General features: G+C 58.8%; 21 protein-coding genes and 2 pseudogenes. 12 read left to right on the top strand and 11 right to left on the bottom strand.

The features are described 5' to 3' along the window. The first annotated feature begins 82 nt into the window (after positions 1-82). The 8 genes and pseudogenes from D3Y57_RS09955 to D3Y57_RS09920 all read left to right on the top strand — a co-directional run bounded on the left by D3Y57_RS09955 (position 83) and on the right by D3Y57_RS09920 (position 6,905). Positions 83-508, top strand: coding sequence for a Ros/MucR family transcriptional regulator (locus D3Y57_RS09955; protein ID WP_121155725.1), 426 nt, complete (start codon positions 83-85; stop codon positions 506-508). A 58-nt stretch (positions 509-566) separates the two neighbouring features. After that, positions 567-989, top strand: a complete 423-nt coding sequence (locus tag D3Y57_RS09950; RefSeq protein WP_121152852.1) for a Fur family transcriptional regulator — start codon at positions 567-569, stop codon at positions 987-989. Beyond that, entirely contained in the window at positions 961-1,752 is a 792-nt protein-coding gene (locus D3Y57_RS09945) for a lysophospholipid acyltransferase family protein (RefSeq protein WP_239026021.1), read from the top strand. The genes D3Y57_RS09950 and D3Y57_RS09945 overlap by 29 nt, the downstream gene beginning before the upstream one ends. Positions 1,753-1,756: 4 nt before the next feature. Beyond that, positions 1,757-3,085: a tRNA (N6-isopentenyl adenosine(37)-C2)-methylthiotransferase MiaB gene (gene miaB, locus D3Y57_RS09940; RefSeq protein ID WP_121155722.1), complete on the top strand. Its 1,329-nt coding sequence runs from the start codon at positions 1,757-1,759 to the stop codon at positions 3,083-3,085. Further along, complete coding sequence (locus D3Y57_RS09935) at positions 3,086-4,081, top strand: PhoH family protein (protein WP_121152851.1); 996 nt, start codon at positions 3,086-3,088, stop codon at positions 4,079-4,081. A 21-nt stretch (positions 4,082-4,102) separates the two neighbouring features. Further along, the gene (gene ybeY / locus D3Y57_RS09930) at positions 4,103-4,606 is read left to right on the top strand and encodes an rRNA maturation RNase YbeY (protein ID WP_121152850.1); all 504 of its coding nucleotides are present in this window, start codon (positions 4,103-4,105) and stop codon (positions 4,604-4,606) included. 25 nt (positions 4,607-4,631) lie between these two features. Continuing rightward, complete coding sequence (locus D3Y57_RS09925) at positions 4,632-5,543, top strand: hemolysin family protein (protein WP_121152849.1); 912 nt, start codon at positions 4,632-4,634, stop codon at positions 5,541-5,543. A 49-nt stretch (positions 5,544-5,592) separates the two neighbouring features. Then, positions 5,593-6,905: pseudogene (locus D3Y57_RS09920) on the top strand (PQQ-dependent sugar dehydrogenase). Here D3Y57_RS09920 and rfbB read toward each other — a convergent pair. The 5 genes and pseudogenes from rfbB to D3Y57_RS09895 form a co-directional block, all read right to left on the bottom strand. After that, a complete protein-coding gene (gene rfbB / locus D3Y57_RS09915; RefSeq protein ID WP_121152848.1) occupies positions 6,902-7,972 on the bottom strand; it encodes a dTDP-glucose 4,6-dehydratase in 1,071 nt (356 codons plus the stop codon). The pseudogene D3Y57_RS09920 and the gene rfbB sit on opposite strands and share 4 nt — an antisense overlap. Then, a pseudogene (gene rfbD, locus D3Y57_RS09910) lies at positions 7,965-8,821 on the bottom strand (dTDP-4-dehydrorhamnose reductase). The gene rfbB and the pseudogene rfbD overlap by 8 nt, the downstream one beginning before the upstream one ends. Next, positions 8,818-9,363: a dTDP-4-dehydrorhamnose 3,5-epimerase gene (rfbC, locus tag D3Y57_RS09905; protein WP_121152847.1), complete on the bottom strand. Its 546-nt coding sequence runs from the start codon at positions 9,361-9,363 to the stop codon at positions 8,818-8,820. Before rfbC ends, rfbD begins: the two are co-directional and overlap by 4 nt. Further along, positions 9,360-10,244 (bottom strand): glucose-1-phosphate thymidylyltransferase RfbA, encoded by an 885-nt coding sequence (rfbA, locus tag D3Y57_RS09900; RefSeq protein WP_121155720.1) that lies wholly within the window; start codon positions 10,242-10,244, stop codon positions 9,360-9,362. Before rfbA ends, rfbC begins: the two co-directional genes overlap by 4 nt. A 234-nt stretch (positions 10,245-10,478) precedes the next feature. After that, the gene (locus tag D3Y57_RS09895) at positions 10,479-12,074 is read right to left on the bottom strand and encodes an isocitrate lyase (protein ID WP_121152846.1); all 1,596 of its coding nucleotides are present in this window, start codon (positions 12,072-12,074) and stop codon (positions 10,479-10,481) included. A 592-nt stretch (positions 12,075-12,666) separates the two neighbouring features. Between D3Y57_RS09895 and D3Y57_RS09890 the strand changes: the two genes are divergently transcribed. From D3Y57_RS09890 to D3Y57_RS09865, 4 genes are all read left to right on the top strand, one after another. Further along, the gene (locus tag D3Y57_RS09890) at positions 12,667-13,491 is read left to right on the top strand and encodes a hypothetical protein (protein WP_121152845.1); all 825 of its coding nucleotides are present in this window, start codon (positions 12,667-12,669) and stop codon (positions 13,489-13,491) included. Positions 13,492-13,917: 426 nt separating this feature from the next. Continuing rightward, positions 13,918-14,214, top strand: a complete 297-nt coding sequence (locus D3Y57_RS09880; protein WP_121152372.1) for a hypothetical protein — start codon at positions 13,918-13,920, stop codon at positions 14,212-14,214. Then, positions 14,199-14,792 carry a DUF1643 domain-containing protein gene (locus D3Y57_RS09875; RefSeq protein ID WP_121152371.1) on the top strand — a complete coding sequence of 198 codons (594 nt, stop codon included), beginning with the start codon at positions 14,199-14,201 and terminating at the stop codon, positions 14,790-14,792. Before D3Y57_RS09880 ends, D3Y57_RS09875 begins: the two co-directional genes overlap by 16 nt. A gap of 188 nt (positions 14,793-14,980) precedes the next feature. Next, on the top strand, positions 14,981-15,337 hold the full coding sequence (locus D3Y57_RS09865; protein WP_162987076.1) for a hypothetical protein: 357 nt from the start codon (positions 14,981-14,983) through the stop codon (positions 15,335-15,337). Between the two features lie 161 nt (positions 15,338-15,498). On the opposite strand, the gene D3Y57_RS09860 is transcribed toward D3Y57_RS09865, so the two are convergent. Genes D3Y57_RS09860 through D3Y57_RS09840 form a run of 6 tightly spaced genes read right to left on the bottom strand, consistent with a single transcriptional unit; the run spans position 15,499 to position 17,441 of the window. Further along, a complete protein-coding gene (locus tag D3Y57_RS09860) occupies positions 15,499-15,768 on the bottom strand; it encodes a hypothetical protein (RefSeq protein ID WP_121152840.1) in 270 nt (89 codons plus the stop codon). After that, on the bottom strand, positions 15,768-16,277 hold the full coding sequence (locus tag D3Y57_RS09855) for a hypothetical protein (protein ID WP_121152839.1): 510 nt from the start codon (positions 16,275-16,277) through the stop codon (positions 15,768-15,770). The genes D3Y57_RS09860 and D3Y57_RS09855 overlap by 1 nt, the downstream gene beginning before the upstream one ends. Continuing rightward, positions 16,274-16,567 carry a hypothetical protein gene (locus tag D3Y57_RS09850; protein WP_121152838.1) on the bottom strand — a complete coding sequence of 98 codons (294 nt, stop codon included), beginning with the start codon at positions 16,565-16,567 and terminating at the stop codon, positions 16,274-16,276. Before D3Y57_RS09850 ends, D3Y57_RS09855 begins: the two co-directional genes overlap by 4 nt. Continuing rightward, the gene (locus D3Y57_RS09845; protein WP_162987075.1) at positions 16,560-17,096 is read right to left on the bottom strand and encodes a lysozyme; all 537 of its coding nucleotides are present in this window, start codon (positions 17,094-17,096) and stop codon (positions 16,560-16,562) included. The genes D3Y57_RS09850 and D3Y57_RS09845 overlap by 8 nt, the downstream gene beginning before the upstream one ends. Beyond that, the gene (locus D3Y57_RS21115) at positions 17,086-17,208 is read right to left on the bottom strand and encodes a hypothetical protein (protein WP_277873346.1); all 123 of its coding nucleotides are present in this window, start codon (positions 17,206-17,208) and stop codon (positions 17,086-17,088) included. The genes D3Y57_RS09845 and D3Y57_RS21115 overlap by 11 nt, the downstream gene beginning before the upstream one ends. Continuing rightward, complete coding sequence (locus D3Y57_RS09840) at positions 17,205-17,441, bottom strand: hypothetical protein (RefSeq protein WP_162987074.1); 237 nt, start codon at positions 17,439-17,441, stop codon at positions 17,205-17,207. The genes D3Y57_RS21115 and D3Y57_RS09840 overlap by 4 nt, the downstream gene beginning before the upstream one ends. Positions 17,442-17,569 lie beyond the last annotated feature (128 nt).

Raw genomic sequence — 17,569 nt, 5'->3', positions numbered from 1 at the left:
GCAATAATGGCGTAGGTTGCGAGCACGGGAAATGACTACAATCGTTCACGAGCGCGCCAGAGATCACGAAATGGAATATAACATGACTGAGATGTCCGAAATGCAAGAAACCTTTATCACTCTTACAGCCGACATCGTTGCGGCACATGTAAGCAACAACAGTGTTTCGGTTAACGATCTGCCCGCCTTGATTGCGAATGTTCATGGTGCGCTGAGCAAGCTCGACCAGCCCGTAGCTGCGCCAGCCGTCAAGCAGGAGCCTGCAGTTTCGATCCGCACTTCGATCAAGCCCGACTATGTCGTGTGCCTCGAAGACGGTAAGAAGCTGAAGATGCTAAAACGCCACCTGATGACGCATTATCAGATGACGCCTGACCAGTACCGCACCAAATGGGGCCTGCCCGCCGACTATCCGATGGTCGCGCCAAACTATGCCGAACAGCGCCGCACATTGGCGAAAAAAATCGGTCTCGGCACGAAGCGTCGGAAAGCGACGACTGCACGCTGATCGGAATAAAGACGATTTGTTTTTGCGGTGACGCTGGCATTCGGCTAGCGTCACCGCGATGCAACGTAGAATCGATATCGAGGCGCTATGCGCCGAAAAAGGTCTTCGGATAACCGAACAGAGGCGTGTCATTGCCCGTGTTCTTTCCGAGGCAGAAGACCATCCCGACGTCGAAGTGCTCCATTCGCGAGCCTCCGCCATCGACAAGGGTATCTCGATCGCCACCGTCTATCGGACCGTGCGCCTGTTCGAAGAAGCCGGCATTTTGGAACGTCATGATTTCGGCGATGGCCGTTCGCGCTATGAAGCCGCCGCCGAAGCACATCACGACCATTTGATCGACGTCGAAACCGGCAAGGTCATCGAATTCGTCGATCCCGAACTCGAAGCGCTGCAAAAGATTATCGCAGAAAAGCTGGGGTTCCGCCTCGTCGATCATCGCATGGAGCTCTATGGCGTCGCGCTCGACCGCAAGGGCTGACAGCGACGGGAAGTTTGCAGGGAATTTCCGGCTTGCGATGCGGCTGACTTTTCTTGCTCTCGCTCTGGCAATGGCCCTGCCACTCCATTTTTTATTTCGAACGCTCGGTTTCCAGTCGCCGTGTCCGCGCCTCTTTCTTAAATCTGTGGCGCGCATTTGCGGGGCTGTCGTGTCCACGCAGGGCGCGCGGCTGAAATCCGATGTGTTTTACGTCTCCAACCATATTACCTGGCTTGATGTGCCTGTGCTTGCGGGGGCAACCGGCGCGGCGTTCGTTGCACAGTCTGCGATTGCGGGTTGGCCGTTGATCGGGTGGCTGTCCAAACTAAACCGCACCGTATTCGTGGCACGCGCCGATCGCATGACGATTGCGCAACAGGTCGAAACCTTGCGTGATGCCCTTAATCATCATCAACCCATAGTCGTTTTCCCCGAAGGCACGACGACCGATGGGCAAAGCCTGTTGCCGTTCAAACCACCGCTGTTCGCCGTGGTAACGCCGCCGCCCCGCCCGATGATGGTCCAGCCGGTGCTGATCGATTATCGAAATATGGTGCCAGAGTTCGCTTGGGTCGATGATGAAGGCGTCGGTCAGAACGCGGTGCGGCTGTTGAGCCGGCGCGGAACGTTCCCGGTTTGCGTGATATTTCTCGATTCGATCGACCCCGCTGCCTTCCCTGATCGCAAGGCGATCGCCGCTGAATCACAAAAACGTATCGCAGATGCGCTCGCCGCTTCCTTGAGCCGCGTTGCGATTGTATAGCCGTCTGATCTTGACTCGCCCGCAACCCAAATCATTCCACGTTAAATCGTTCGGCTGCCAGATGAACGTCTATGACGGTGATCGCATGAGCGAGTTGCTGACCGGCGAAGGCATGGTCGCAACGACGTCCGACGCCGCCGATCTGGTGGTGCTCAACACCTGTCACATCCGCGAACGCGCGGTGCACCGGGTTTATTCCGAAATCGGCACGCTGAAGCGCGAAGACGGCACGCGCCCGATGATCGCGGTCGCCGGGTGCGTTGCGCAGGCCGAGGGAGCCGAAGTCGCCAAGCGCGCGCGCGAAGTGGATATCGTCGTCGGACCGCAGGCTTATCATCGCCTTCCCGAACTCGTTACTGCGGCGCGTAGTGGCAAGGCGGCGATCGACACCGATATGCCCATTCTGTCGAAATTCGGCGCATTGCCGGTTCGTTCGAAGGGGCAACGGACCTCTGCTTTCCTGACGGTTCAGGAGGGATGCGACAAATTCTGCACCTATTGCGTCGTGCCATACACGCGCGGTGCCGAAGTTTCACGGCCGTTCGGCGCGATCCTCGATGAAGCAAAAGCGCTGGTCGATGGCGGTGCGCGCGAGATTACTTTGCTCGGGCAGAATGTGAACGCCTGGGACGATAACGGGATTGGGCTGCACGGCCTTGCGGTCGCGCTCGACAAAATCCCCGGACTTGCGCGCATTCGGTACATGACGAGCCACCCGAACGACATGACGCAAGGGCTGATCGACGCGCACCGCGATGTTGAAAAGCTGATGCCGTTCCTGCACTTGCCAGTGCAGTCGGGCAGCGACCGCATTCTGAAAGCGATGAACCGCAGCCATTCGCGCGACAGTTATCTGCAACTGCTCGACCGCGTTCGCGCTGCCCGGCCAGATATTGCCCTGTCAGGTGATTTCATCGTCGGTTTTCCCGGCGAAACCGATGCGGACTTTGAGGACACGCTGAGCCTTGTCGCTGAAGTGCGTTACGCACAGGCGTTCAGTTTCATATACTCGCCGCGCCCCGGTACCCCTGCTGCGACGATGTGCGATCAAATTCCGAAGGAAGTGATGGGCGAACGGCTGCAACGTTTGCAGGCAGTCATCAATACGCAGCAACATGCGTTCAATGTCGCGTCAGTGGGGACGCAGACGAACATCCTGATCGAACGCGCCGGCAAACTGCCCGGGCAGATGCTCGGCAAGTCGCCGTGGATGCAGTCGGTTCATATCGTTCAGCCCGGCATCGTCGTTGGCGATTTAATAGATGTTGCAATTACGGCCGCTGGCCCCAATTCTGTTACCGGGACTCCCCCTGAGAAAAGAAAGGCGGCCTGAATGTCGCGTAAACCCGTTCCCGCAAAAGCCGGAGACCGTTCGCGACTAGAGGTAATGTTCGATAAACCGCAATTACTGGGGCGGGTGTTTGGGGAATACGACCAGAATCTGGTCGCCATCGAGAATAAGCTGGGCGTCTATATCGCCGCACGGGGCAACAAGCTTCAGATCGAGGGAGAAGCGTCCGCTGCCGCCCGCGCTCGCGACGTTTTGACCGGCCTGTATAATCGCATCGTGCAGGGGCAGGATATCGATAACGGCGCGGTCGAGGCGGTTATCGCCATGTCGTCCGAACCGACGCTCGAGGGCATCATCCGCCACGATGTTTCCGAATCGCCGACGGTGATGATCCGCACGCGCAAGAAAACCATCGTGCCGCGTTCGGCCATGCAGATCCGCTACATGGAAGCGCTGGTCAAACACGACATCATCTTTGCCCTTGGACCAGCCGGTACGGGTAAAACCTATCTCGCGGTGGCGCAGGCTGTGTCGCAACTCATTACCGGTTCGGTCGATCGCCTTATCCTGTCGCGGCCTGCGGTCGAGGCTGGTGAGCGGCTCGGCTTTCTGCCCGGTGATATGAAGGAGAAGGTCGATCCCTACCTTCGCCCGCTGTACGACGCGCTTTACGATTGCCTGCCCGCCGAACAGGTCGAACGGCGCATAGCCAGTGGCGAAATCGAAATCGCCCCGATCGCGTTCATGCGTGGGCGGACGCTGGCGGGATCGTTCATCATCCTTGATGAAGCGCAAAACACGACACCTTCGCAGATGAAGATGTTCCTGACTCGCTTTGGTGAAAACAGCCGGATGGTCGTCTGCGGCGATCCGAAGCAGATCGATTTGCCCGATATCACCAAGTCGGGACTGGCCGATGCCGTATCCAAACTGGAAGGCGTGGACGGGATTGCGACCGTGCGTTTCGGTGTTGCCGACGTCGTGCGCCACCCGATCGTGGGTCGCATCGTTCAGGCATATGAAGGGCCGGATGCTTAAACGATGCCGGATGCTTAAACGATGATCGACGTTGCTTTACTCATTGAAAGCCCCTGGCCTGCACATGACTGGCAGGCGTTGAGCGAGCGCGCCTGTGCTGCTGGATTAAAGGCCAGCCCACAGGCTCAACTCGCCGCCACGTCCGCCACAATAGAAATCTCTGTCCGGCTGACGTCCGACGAAGAAGTTCACACGCTGAACAAGCAGTACCGGCAGCAGGACAAGCCGACCAACGTCCTGTCCTTTCCGATGGTTCAGGCCGACTTGATCGAATCGCTCGACAATACCGATGATGGTGAAATCCTGCTTGGTGACATCGTGCTCGCGCATGGCGTTTGCGCGCGGGAAGCCGATGAGCGCGGCGTTGCGCTGGCGGATCATGCCACACATCTGATTGTGCATGGCGTTCTGCATTTGCTAGGCCATGATCATATGGACGACGTACAAGCCGACGCCATGGAGAGTATCGAGCAGGCCGCGATGGCTACGCTCGGCCTTCACGACCCTTACCCCATCGAGGACTGATTACCGGCATGACTGGCCACCCCCAATGAAAGAAGGCGATAGTAGGACCAACAGGCCCGTAGAGAACGGGCGGCTGTTCAGCGGGTTACGGGCAATGCTGTTCGGGGAACATTCCGAACCGACTTTGCGCGATCAGATCGAAGAAGCGATTGCTGAACACGAGGACGACCCGGAGCCGACAACCGAAGGAGATCTGTCCCCCGTCGAACGACAGATGGTGCGCAACCTGCTGCATTTCGGCGAACGCACGGTGGACGATGTGGCTGTCCCCCGCAGCGATATTATCGCGGTTCCCGACACCACCGGATTTGCCGAACTGGTCGCCTGTTTCGCAGACGCGGGCCATAGTCGTTTGCCTGTTTATCAGACCAGTCTCGACAGCATCGTGGGCATGATTCACATCAAGGACGTGTTTGCGATTCTCGCCGGTGAGGGGCCGCATCCGGAAACGATAGCCGGTCTGATTCGCCAGCCGCTTTATGTTCCGCAATCGATGGGGGTATTGGAATTGCTGGCCGAAATGCGGTTGCAGCGCGTCCATCTGGCCATTGTCATCGACGAATATTCGGGGACCGAGGGTTTGGTCACGATCGAGGACCTGGTCGAGGAAATCGTTGGCGATATCGAGGATGAGCATGACGATGCCCCCGAAGCGCTGATCGTCGCACTCGACGATGGTCTGTGGGAAGCCGATGCCCGTGCCGAACTCGAAGATATTGCTGCGGCAATCGACCCGCGTCTGGGTGAAGTCGACGGCGACGTGGATACGATCGGTGGGTTGGCCTTTGTGCTGGCGGGCCATGTTCCCCAGCCCGGCGAATGCCTGACACATGAGAGCGGCTGGCGGATCGAGGTGACCGAGGGCGATACGCGGCGGGCAACGCGCGTTCGCCTGCACCCGCCGATGGTCGAGGACGCTACACCCGCGGGCAAGTAGCATTCCGCTGGCAAGACGCGTCGGCAATCACCATAAAGGCCGCATGACCATTCGCAGCCGTATCTTCATCATCGTCGTTATGATCCTCGTCGTTTTAGGCGGCCTTTGGGCTTATTTCGGGCGCGCAGACACGGCGCGGTTGAGCGTGGATGCGGTCTCCGGCAATAAACCGCAGATCACCAGTCCGCGCGTTCAGACGATCCCGACGATCGATACCGCCGACGTGATTGGATGGCAGGGCGGCGCAAAGCCCGTCGCAGCGGCGGGGTTGACGGTCAACGCCTTCGCTTCCGATCTGGATCATCCGCGCTGGCTGTACGAATTGCCAAACGGCGATGTGCTGGTCGCAGAGACCAATTCGCCGAAGCGGGAAGATGGCGGCATCAAGGGTTTCATCATGAAGACCCTGATGTCGAAGGTTGGGGCGGGGGCGTTTCGCCTAACCGGATCGTGCTTTTGCGCGATACCAATGGTGACGGCGTGGCAGATTTTCGATCGGTGCTGCTGACCGGGCCCGGACTCGATTCGCCGTTTGGAATGGCGTTGGTCGGTGACAAATTGTTCGTCGGCAATCACAATGCGCTGGTGGCTTATCCGTTTAAGGTCGGGGATACGAAAATCACCGCTCCGGCAGAAAAGATCGTCGCGCTGCCCGGTGGTGGCAATCACTGGGCGAAGAACATCGTCGTCGATCCGACCGGCAAGCTGCTGTATATCGGTGTCGGCTCATCGACGAACATCGCCGATAACGGGATGGATGCGGAAAAGAACCGTGCAAATATTCTCGAATATAATTTGCAAACGCATGCGATACGGATTTATGCCGCCGGGCTTCGTAATCCGGTCGGTATGGGTTGGGAGCCGAAGTCGAAGCAGCTTTGGACCGTCGTGAATGAGCGAGATATGCTCGGATCGGATCTGGCCCCTGACTATCTGACGCTGGTCGAACTCGGTGCCTTTTACGGCTGGCCGTATAGTTATTGGGGTGGGTATGAAGACCCTCGTGTCGAATCGCGTCCCGATCTCCTCCAATATACGCGTCGCCCCGATTATGCGCTGGGGCCGCACACCGCCTCGCTCGGGCTGGCATTCGGGTCGCTTGGGTCGTTCAAGGATGGCGCTTTCATCGGCCAGCATGGCTCATGGAACCGCAAGCCCGTGTCGGGATATAAGGTGACGTTCGTCCACTTCGGCGCGCACGGCTTTCCCGACGGCAAGATGCAGGATGTGCTGACCGGGTTTCTCGACAAGGACGGAAAAGCACAGGGCCGCCCGGTCGGTGTGATGGTCGACAAGGCCGGGAGCCTGTTGGTTGCCGATGATGTCGGCAACCGTATCTGGCGGGTCAGCGCCGCTCGTTAAGCCGCCAGTTTAGCCTTGGTGATCAGGGGCTGCCACCAGTCCTCGCGGTTGAGATACCAGTCGAGTGTTTCGGCGAACCCCTGCTGAAAGTCTCGCGCAGGTTCGTAGTTGAGTTCGGTGCGGATTTTACGCTCGTCGATTGCGTAGCGGCGGTCGTGGCCCTTGCGGTCCTCGACATAGGTTTTCAGCTCGGCGGTTTGTCGTCCCTGTGCCGCCGGAGCATCGGGAAAACGCTTTGCCAGTTCGGGGTCGGCGGAAAATTTCGCATCGATGCCGCGGCAGATTTCCTCGATAACCTGAATGTTGGGCAGTTCCTGACCGCCGCCGACATTATAGGTTTCGCCGATGCGTCCTTTGCGCAAGATGCGCTCGATGCCCTGGCAGTGATCCTCGACATGCAGCCAGTCGCGGACGTTCATGCCGTCGCCGTAAATCGGCAGGGGGCGACCCGACAATGCGTTGAGCATGAACAACGGGATTAGCTTTTCGGGGAACTGGAACGGCCCATAGTTATTCGAACAATTGCTTGTCGTCGTTTCGAGCCCGAACGTGTGGTGATAAGCGCGGACCAGATGATCCGAACCCGCCTTTGACGCCGAATAGGGTGAGTTGGGTGAATAGGCGGTCGTCTCGCTGAATGCGGCATCGTCCGGTCCCAGCGATCCGTAAACTTCGTCGGTCGAAACGTGGTGGAACCGGTGCGGTTTGCCCGACCCTTTGTCGAGCCATGCGGTTTTGGCAGCTTTCAATAAGCTGTGCGTTCCGATGACATTGGTGGTCACGAACGCATCTGGCCCGGTGATCGAACGATCGACGTGGCTCTCGGCAGCGAAGTGGATGATCGTGTCGACCGCGTGATCGGCGATCAGCGTGCTGACCAGATCGGTATCGCAGATATCCCCGACCACAAGTTCAACGCCGTCCAGCCCATCGAGATTTGCGGGGTTTCCGGCGTAGGTTAGAATATCGAGCACGACGATGCTGTCATCGGGAGAGACGGCCCGCCAGTGATGAACGAAATTTGCCCCGATAAAGCCTGCGCCGCCGGTGACGATCAGATTAGCCATTGGTCTTTATCTCGCTCAGCATAAGTCTCAGGTTTGCCCGCCAATGGGGGCCGGACCACCCAGGGCGGCAAAAGTCGATGACTTGTCCAGTACCGAATAATGCGGGCGGCGGGCAGGGGTGGGGAAGTCCGCGGTCCCGATAGGGATGACCGGGACTGCCCTTGCAAGCAGGCCGATAGCCAGAGCTTCCTCCTGAATCGCAACGGCAAAATCATACCAGCTTGCGGCACCGGCGTCGGTGTAGTGATGGATGCCCTGCACACCCTGCGCAGTCAGTTTCCACAACGCCGCAGCCAGGCCGGGGGCATAGGTTGGTGTACCGATCTGATCCGCGACGACTTTGACTTCCGGGCGCTCGGCCATCAGCCGGAGCATCGTCCGCACGAAATTATTGCCCTGTGGCGCGTAAACCCATGCGGTCCTGACAGTAAGTGCATCCACTCCTGCAAGCTGCTCCCCCGCAAGTTTGGTGCGACCATAGGCTCCGACCGGATTGGTTGCCGATCCGGGCAAATAAGGAACGCCCGATAGCCCATCGAAAACGAAATCGGTCGATACATGGACGAACTTCGCGCCAACGCTCCGTGCTGCATTGGCCAGTACGCCAACGGCGGTAGCGTTGACGGCAAGTGCTCTGGCTTCGTCGCTTTCGGCCTTGTCGACAGCGGTGTAGGCGGCGGCATTGAACACAAAGTCTGGCTGTGCAACCTGCACGGCGGCATTCACCGCAGCTTCGTCGGTGATGTCCAGCATGTCGCTCGCATAGGCGAGTATTTCCATGCCCACCGGTGCCGATGCAACCAACGCGCGTCCCAACTGTCCCTTGCTGCCGACAATCAGCGCCTTCATTCGAACGCGTCGATTTCAGAGAGTTTCAGCCCGACCTTGTCCTTGGCGGCAAGCAGCGGTTCCATGCCATCCAGATGCCAGTCGATCGCCAGCGCAGGATCGTTCCATAACAACGAATGTTCGGCCGATGGATCATAGGTTGCCGTACATTTGTACAGAAATTCGGTGCCATCCTCCAGGCTGACAAATCCATGAGCAAAGCCCGGAGGAACCCAGAACATCCGCTTGTTGGCTGCGGACAGCTCCACTCCCACCGATTGACCAAAAAACGGGCTCGAACGGCGGATATCGACCGCGACGTCCCAAACGCGCCCGGCAGTGACGCGGACGAGTTTTCCCTGTGGGTTGGGTTTTTGGTAATGCAGACCCCGCAGGACACCCTTGGCCGAACGGCTGTGATTGTCCTGCACGAAGTCGAGGTCGAGACCAGCGTCGCGAAAGGCGCGCGCGTTCCAGCTTTCCAGAAAGAAACCCCGGTCGTCGCCGAACACTTTCGGTTCGATGATCGTCGGTCCGGGGATGGCCGTCTCGATCAGTTTCACGCCGGGCCTCCCTGGCCGTTGAGCAGACCGATCAGATATGCGCCATAACCGCTTTTGATGAGAGGAGCGGCAATTCGCTCCAACTGCGCGTCGTCGATAAACCCCTGACGCCACGCGATTTCTTCGGGGCAACAGATTTTCAGACCCTGTCGCTTTTCGGTAATCTGGACATATTGCGCCGCATCGAGCAGCGATTCGTGCGTGCCCGTGTCGAGCCACGCGTAACCGCGCCCCATGATCTCGACCGCCAGTTTCCCCGCCTCCAGATAAAGGCGGTTCAAGTCGGTAATTTCCAGCTCGCCACGCGGCGACGGCTTTAGTGTGCGCGCCATTTCGACGGCGTTGCCATCGTAGAAATACAGACCGGTGACGGCATAATTCGATTTTGGCGTCTCAGGCTTTTCCTCGATCGTCTCGGCGCGACCGTCGGCGTCAAACGACACCACGCCATAGGCTTTCGGATCGCTGACGTGATAGCCGAATACCGTCGCGCCGGTTTCCCGAGCACTGGCTCGCTCGAGCAGTTCGACCAGCCCGTGACCGTAAAATATATTGTCTCCAAGGACGAGCGCCGATGGATCGGTGCCAATGAAATCCGCGCCAATGTGATAGGCCTGCGCCAGTCCCGCAGGCTCTGGCTGGACAGCATATTGCAACGACAGCCCCAGATCTCTGCCATCGCCCAGCACAGCTTTAAACGCCGCCTGATCGTGTGGCGTCGTAATCACCATGATCTCACGAATGCCCGACAGCAGCAGGGTCGATAGCGGGTAATAGATCATCGGCTTGTCATAAACCGGCATCAGCTGTTTCGAGACGCCCTTGGTCAGCGGATAAAGCCGCGTACCCGATCCGCCTGCGAGAATAATACCTTTGCGCACAGATTGCTCCTTGCCGTCGATGTCCCGTCTAGGGCTATCGATCATACCGGGCAATGTGCTGCGACGCACAAGGGCGCACGGCGCGTCCTGTTTGTACACCGAGTCGAGCGTGAACTGGACAAGATCGGGACAGTGTTCGCGCGGTTTGATAGTTAACCGGCGTCCCAGCCTCACGCTTTCATAACAAAACGGCCCCCGCGTTGATCGCCGGAGCCGTCTGTCATTCGCAACTTATCAGGCCGCGAACTGGTTCATCGTGTTATGCGCGCCACCGGCCTTCAGCGCCGCTTCGCCCGCAAAATATTCCTTATGGTCGTCGCCGATGTCGGAACCGGACATATTCTGGTGTTTGACGCAGGCGATACCCTGGCGAATCTCCTGCCGCTGCACCCCAAGGACATAGCCGAGCATCCCCGCTTCGCCGAAATACTCTCTGGCGAGATTGTCGGTCGACAACGCCGCCGTGTGATAGGTCGGCAACGTGATCAGGTGATGGAATATGCCCGCCCGTTTTGCGCTTTCCGACTGGAAAGTGCGGATCTGCTCGTCGGCCACTTTACCGAGTTCGGTTGTATCGTAATCGACGCTCATCAGGCGAGCGCGATCATAGGCCGACACGTCCTTACCCTCCGTCGACCATGCGTCGAAAACCTGCTGCCTGAAATTCAGCGTCCAGTTGAACGATGGCGAGTTGTTGTAAACGAGCTTGGCGTTCGGAACGACTTCCCGAATGCGATCGACCATTCCGGCAATCTGTTCGATGTGCGGCTTTTCCGTCTCGATCCACAACAGGTCGGCCCCGTTTTGCAACGATGTGATGCTGTCCAACACGCAGCGGTCTTCACCCGTTCCCGGCCGGAACTGGTATAGATTGCTGGGCAGGCGCTTTGGACGCATCATCTTGCCATCGCGATTGATGATGACATCGCCGTTCGTGGCGTTCTCTGGCGTGATCTCCTCGCAGTCGAGAAAAGCATTATACTGATCGCCAAGGTCGCCGGGCGTGTGGCTGATCGCGATTTGCTTGGTCAGGCCCGCGCCCAGCGAATCGGTGCGCGTGACGATGATGCCATCCTCGACGCCCAGTTCGAGAAACGCATAGCGACATGCGCGAACCTTCGCGAGAAAGTCTTCGTGCGGCACGGTGACCTTGCCGTCCTGATGGCCGCATTGTTTTTCATCCGAAACCTGATTCTCGATCTGAAGCGCGCACGCACCGGCTTCGATCATCTTACGCGCCAGCAGATAGGTCGCTTCTGCATTGCCGAATCCGGCATCGATATCGGCGATAACGGGCACGACATGAGTCTGATAATTCTCGACGGCGTGGAGCAGACGCTGTTCCTCGAGTTGATTACCCGAATCGCGAGCGGCATCGATGTCGCGGAACATCATGCCGAGTTCGCGAGCGTCGGCCTGACGCAGGAACGTATATAGCTCTTCGATCAGGGCGGGCACCGAAGTTTTTTCATGCATCGACTGATCGGGAAGGGGGCCGAATTCCGAACGCAGCGCCGCAACCATCCAACCCGACAGATACAGGTAGCGACGGTCGGTCGTGCCAAAGTGTTTTTTGATCGAAATCATTTTCTGCTGGGCAATGAACCCGTGCCAGCATCCCAGTGACTGGGTATAATTGGCAGCGTCGGCGTCATAGGCGGCCATGTCGGCACGCATGATCTTTGCCGTGTAGCGCGCGATGTCGAGGCCGGTCTGAAACCGGTTTTGCAACCGCATACGTGATACGGATTCGGCGTCGATGCCATCCCATGTCCCGTTTTTGCTGCCGATCAGATCGCTCAATCGCCCGATATCGTTTTGGTAAGTCATGCCGTGCTCCGCTTGAAACCGTTCAGCGGAATTAGACAAGGGATCGGAAATTTACAGTGTATTGCTAGGGAGATTAGCGTCAACGAGTCGCAGATAGGGCGATCTATTCTGATATTCTGTAAATGATTTACAGATGCGTTGATGGCTTAAATCGGCTCGCCAGCAGGTCAGATGGATTACAATGTTCCAACGACGGCATTTGCGCCGGTGCGTTCCCACGAGGGGAAATATTTGGCTGATACGAGGAGAAAATGGTGGGCGTGGCAAGGATTGAACTTGCGACCCCTGCGATGTCAACACAGTGCGGTTGCTAGTTTTTGGCAGTTTTGCGCCATTGTTGGAATCAAGGTTCGGGCAAAATACCGTGAACATCGGGCGAACATCGGGCGTGTTTACCGCAGGTTTACCGCGCGGGCCGCACGATGATCTGCCGAGGCGCCAGCCATTGGACCACTGGCGATCCGCGCAACTGCTGCGCGCCGATGGCCTGCTCGACATGGGGCTACTGCCGCGAGCGCAACCTCCAAGCTGGCGGCATGGCCAACGTCACCGAAGATCAACAGGCCGAATGGCGGAAACAGGACAACCCGAAATGAAGACTCAAATTATCCAGGCGCTCGCCCAATTAACCGATCACCAGCGCCAGCTCGACGTCGATGGCACCCTTGTCGGCGTATCGCGGCAGGCGGTCGACGAGGTTGTGGCAGACCATACGCGCCTCCGATATGAACTGAGCCGCGTCATTGCTGAGCGGGAGGATGCGCGCAGTCGCCTTAATCGGATTGCCGGCGATGCGAACTGGATCGCCGCCCTAGCCACCCCCACCGCGCAGCCTGTCGAGGGGGACATTGAACAGGCGCGGGAGTGTGATGTCGAGCGGGTGGCGCGGGCTTTGCACGGCATTGAGGATAGCTGGAACGATACCGCGTGGGAGTACGTGCCCGCTGGCACACAGAGATTGTTCCTCGCGCAAGCCGAAGCGGCCATCACTGCCATGCGGCCTACCTCAACAGGTCGCGGTCTTTCTTTGTTGTTGGCCGACTGTCGCCAAGCCTTGTTCGACAGCATCAAAGTCGATGATGGCGCGACCGCTTCAACGCGTTTTGAGATCGGACGGGCAATTGGCTTGATGGGTCGGGCGATGGACAATCTGCAACCGACCATAGACGCCGCGATCAGGGGTGAACGGGAGCGGTGTGCTGCGCTTGCCTTAAAAGAAGGCGCACCGGGGCCATGCGAAAATGTAGGCTTTATGTGTTCAGAAACCGGTGTGCGCGACTGCTCGCTAGGTGATTTGTGCCGCTGCGATACTCAAGTCGAACTATCTGATCGGATAGCCGCCGCCATCCGCACCCATCCCATCGACCACGGCCCCGGTGAAAGCATCGGCGGCGCGTTTGTCGAGGTGGTGAAATGAGCCGCGATCTAAAAACATGTCCGTTTTGTGCGGGTGATGTAGCCATAGTTGGTTACAGCGATCTGCATTGGGGCAAGTGCACTAAGTGCGGCACTCACGGCCCCGGTAAATGGTCCAGCAAAAACGACGCAGCCACAGCTTGGAACACCCGCGCCGCCCTGTCCGGCGCGTCGGAGGTCGTTGAGAGTCAGAAGGAGGACGTGAGAAGCATCCCAAACCAGATTTGCTCCCATGATTGGCAAGAGAGTGTTTCGTCGCAGTTCAGCAATGAATACCGCGTGGAGGTCTATTGCCCAAAGTGCTGCACCTACGGCGAAAAAGAATATGAAACAGGAGAGATTACATGGCCGTGCACGTAAACGCTGATCCCGCCCTGTCCACTCCGCCCCGCCTCGATGGTGAGCGGGAAGATGGGGAGGTTTGAGCATGGCACTGTACCCAAACTATAGGCCAATCGGCGTCCGCAAAGAGTGGGACCACTGCTCGATGGGCCGAGGCAACACAGGCGGACTGCTCCGGGGAAAAGGTGTCCCGTCCGAATACAAAGACCCAACCGAGGCCGTTGCTTGGTTTGACGATGATGGCGCACTGCGTATCCTTGTTGCGGATTACGAAAATGGTCGCCGGGTCGAGTATCGGGCCAACAATCGTGGCAGTCGCATCAGCTATACCACTCCTCAAGCCACCCCGCGCGCGGGTGGCTTGAGATGGGGGAATATTTGAAAGCGGGCGCTGTTCTCAGCCATTGCGGGAAATACCGCTATCGGCTTTGGCGAGAGTGGCGTCTCGGTAATAGCCCGCATTGGGATATGTTCACCGACGAGGCGGGTAAGCCGATAGTCGATGGTGCTGGAGAGCAATGGGGCGAACCAAAGTCGTGCCTGTTCATCATGCTCAATCCATCTACCGCCGACGCCGAACAGGATGATCCAACAATCCGGCGTTGCGTCGCCTTCGCTAAGGCTTGGGGTTATGATCGCATGGAGGTGGTGAATCTGTTTGCATGGCGAGCCACCGACCCCAGCGAAGTTCTGGCGATGACCGCGAAAGGCGATCCGATCGGTCGCGACAACCAGCGCCATGTCGAATTAGCGTTGGATGACGCGGGCCTAGTTGTCTGCGCTTGGGGCGCGCACGGTGGACATATCGGGCAGGACGAAACGATGCTTGGCTGGATCGACGGACATTGGGCTGACCCGATCCCCCACGCCTTGAAGGTCACGAAGCATGGCTTTCCGGCGCATCCGCTTTACCTGCGCGCCGATTTGAAGCCCTCGCCATATGGAGGATGCAATGCCTGACACCACCATCCCGCCAAACTGGCAAGGCCGCACGGCGTTTAACCAAGACGGGCCAATCCGCATGACCAATCCAGAGCCTTTCAGCGCTCAAGATGCAGAGTTGCTTAAACCGACGCGTCTTAGGGTTATCCGCCAATTCGCCGATGATGCGCTGGTTGGGGTCGTGTTTCATGCTGAGGGGGTTTGTGATGGACGGAACGCGCGGCCCAGAATGGCTTGAGATGGAAGCGCGACATGCCAAGGAGGGCGTGGGACGCTGGCATGTTGACCGTGTTCCGGGTGCTACCGATGAACAGATTGCCGGAGAAATGAATAAGCTCGCTCGACATATGTCGGACCCTCGCAATGCGATGGCTGGCCGTCTGCGCGGTGAGGCGTTCCTTTTGAACGATTCCGCCATATGCGCCTTAAACCGCAGCCGGTTTAACGGAACGGCCTTTGAATCGGTGGCACTTGCACCGCGAGAGATGGCGATAGCCAAAAGAGAACAGCGGTTGGCGGAGCTACTGATCGAAGCCGCCGCTTTATTGGAGCAGCCGCTATGACCGCCCGCCGCGCACCCGACTGGCCGGTCGCAATGTCGCGTCACCTGCCATGATTAGCCGCTACGTAGAGGCTTGTTAGCGGCCACCCCATCTTCGCCAGACACAAAAAAAGAGGCCCACCTCCCCGAAGGGAAGTGAGCCTCGCGCGACGAAATCGGCAATTATTTAACGGTGCAGCCAGCCAGCAATGCAGCTTCGGACTGGCCCCACCGGCGCAAGCGGAGCGCCGAGGCGCTGATCAAATCAAGATCGTGCATGGCATCGCCGGTCAGATCCTTCGCCACCTTGGCGGGTTCGACCGGCAGATCAGCCGCCTTGTAGCAGGTGACAGCGACCGGCACCTTTTCGACGACCGTATGCTCGACGACCGGGTGAGGGGTGGCAACGCCGCAGCCCGATAGCAGCAACGCCGCGAGTATGATGAACCGCATCACAGATCCTTTCGAACAAGAGCATAAGTGGCCGACGCATTGCACCCGCCAGCGTGCGCGCCAGCCACAAGATGGGCAGCGGCGGCTTCGGTGGCTGCGTTGGCGCTCCTTGCCCGTTTTATCGCAGCCTGAGCGGCGACCTGTTGTGCGTCGGACTTCTCACCGAGCGCTGTGACGGCCGCGTTCTGTCCGTCGAGTGATGCCCGAAGGCTGGCGATCGACAATCCCATCGCCTTGACCTGCGGTACGACATCGGCGGGAGCGAGTGGCTTTTTAGCCTGCCCGCCTATCGCCGCGTCGGTTACGGCCTGCGAAACCGTGACTTGCCACGCGAGGAGGCTGTCAGCCTTTTTGTGGAAATGCACCGCCTCACCGTGCTGGACCGCTGCATAGACCGCGATGGCGATAATCCCAAAGGCGGGCAGGAGCTTTTTCGCTGCTTCCCATATCAGCCGCGCTTGGCCAACGCCGGGGATTGCGGACATAGCCGCGTCTTCGATGATGCTCATTTCAGAACCGCCACGCTATCAGGAACGGCGTTCACCAGCTTAACAGCGGTAGCTTTATCCCAGATGGCTTTGAGCCACCCGTATCCGGCGAAGGCGGCGGTCGCGAGGGCTGCAATGAATATGTTGCCACTGTCGCTCGATATGTAGGTGAGAATATCAGGGAAGTTGTGCGACTTCACCAGCCCAACGATGGTTGTCACACCCGCAGCGATCAGGCCGGTCTGCCGGAAGCCCATTGCGATCAGCGCGGGCATCGCGGATTCGGTGACCTGGATTTGAGCGTCAGCCATTGGGCAATCCTTTCATGCAGAGTTCGTGTTCAGATTTCGGGGTGCCTGATCGACGTCGAGCCAGCCCGCGAACGGGAACGCCCTGAGCGGTCGCGCGCCAGCCGATGAAGGCGTCGCAGCCCTTGCGCCACTGGCGGGCGTTGAAGGCCGCGCGCATCGGGGAACGGCAGAATGCCCCGCTGCCGGCGTTGTAAGCTGCGTCGATCGAGGCCGCGAAGATGTAGCGGTTATTCATGATCTCGGGCGCGCACTTGAGAACCTCGGGGCCGTAGGTATGCGCCTGAGCATCCGCTAACATCGCGTTGCACTGAGCCAGCGTGTAGTGGCGCATCGCCACGCGCGTTTCGCCCAGGCAGACCGTTTCGACCTTGGCGAGCTTGTCCCAATAGGGATCGAGCCGCGTGCCTTCCCAACCGCTCGTGATCGGCACCGATATGGCAACAGCGGCGGCAATGGCGAGAGCGACCGCGCTTGGCTTCGAGACAGCCTTCTTCGGCTCTGCCATCGGCAGAATTGGATTATCGGTCATTGTGGGTTCCTTGGTCATCGAGCCACAGAACGGCCCGGATCACGATCGCCGCCCAGATCAGGCTGGCGATGGCAAGCAGGGCACTCAGTGCGAGCGCCCCGGCTTCAGTCACCGCCGTTCGCGGTCGAGGATGGTGGCGCGATCTTCCTTGGCGCGGTCAGCAAGGAAGGACACGTTGGCGTCGATCCGCGCCATCGTTGTTTGCATCGCGTCGCTCTTGGCTTCGACGATCAGAAGGCGACGCCCATGGTCCTGAACCTCGCCATAGACGAAGCCGACCGTGAAGATCATCGTCGCGATACTGGTACAAATTGAAGCGACGACTCCCCACTCGGCTCGTTTCACGCTCGCATCCCTTCTTTGGGGTTTATCGATTTCGGTTGGATCGGTGCCGACGGTCACAGGACGCGCGACATCGAGGCTGCGAACAGAGTGCGCATTGTCATTCTCCTTGGCGATGTGGGGACGGGAGG

This window comes from Sphingomonas paeninsulae, assembly GCF_003660165.1.
Classification (GTDB): domain Bacteria; phylum Pseudomonadota; class Alphaproteobacteria; order Sphingomonadales; family Sphingomonadaceae; genus Sphingomonas_O; species Sphingomonas_O paeninsulae.
This window is presented reverse-complemented; position numbering and strand designations above follow the sequence as displayed.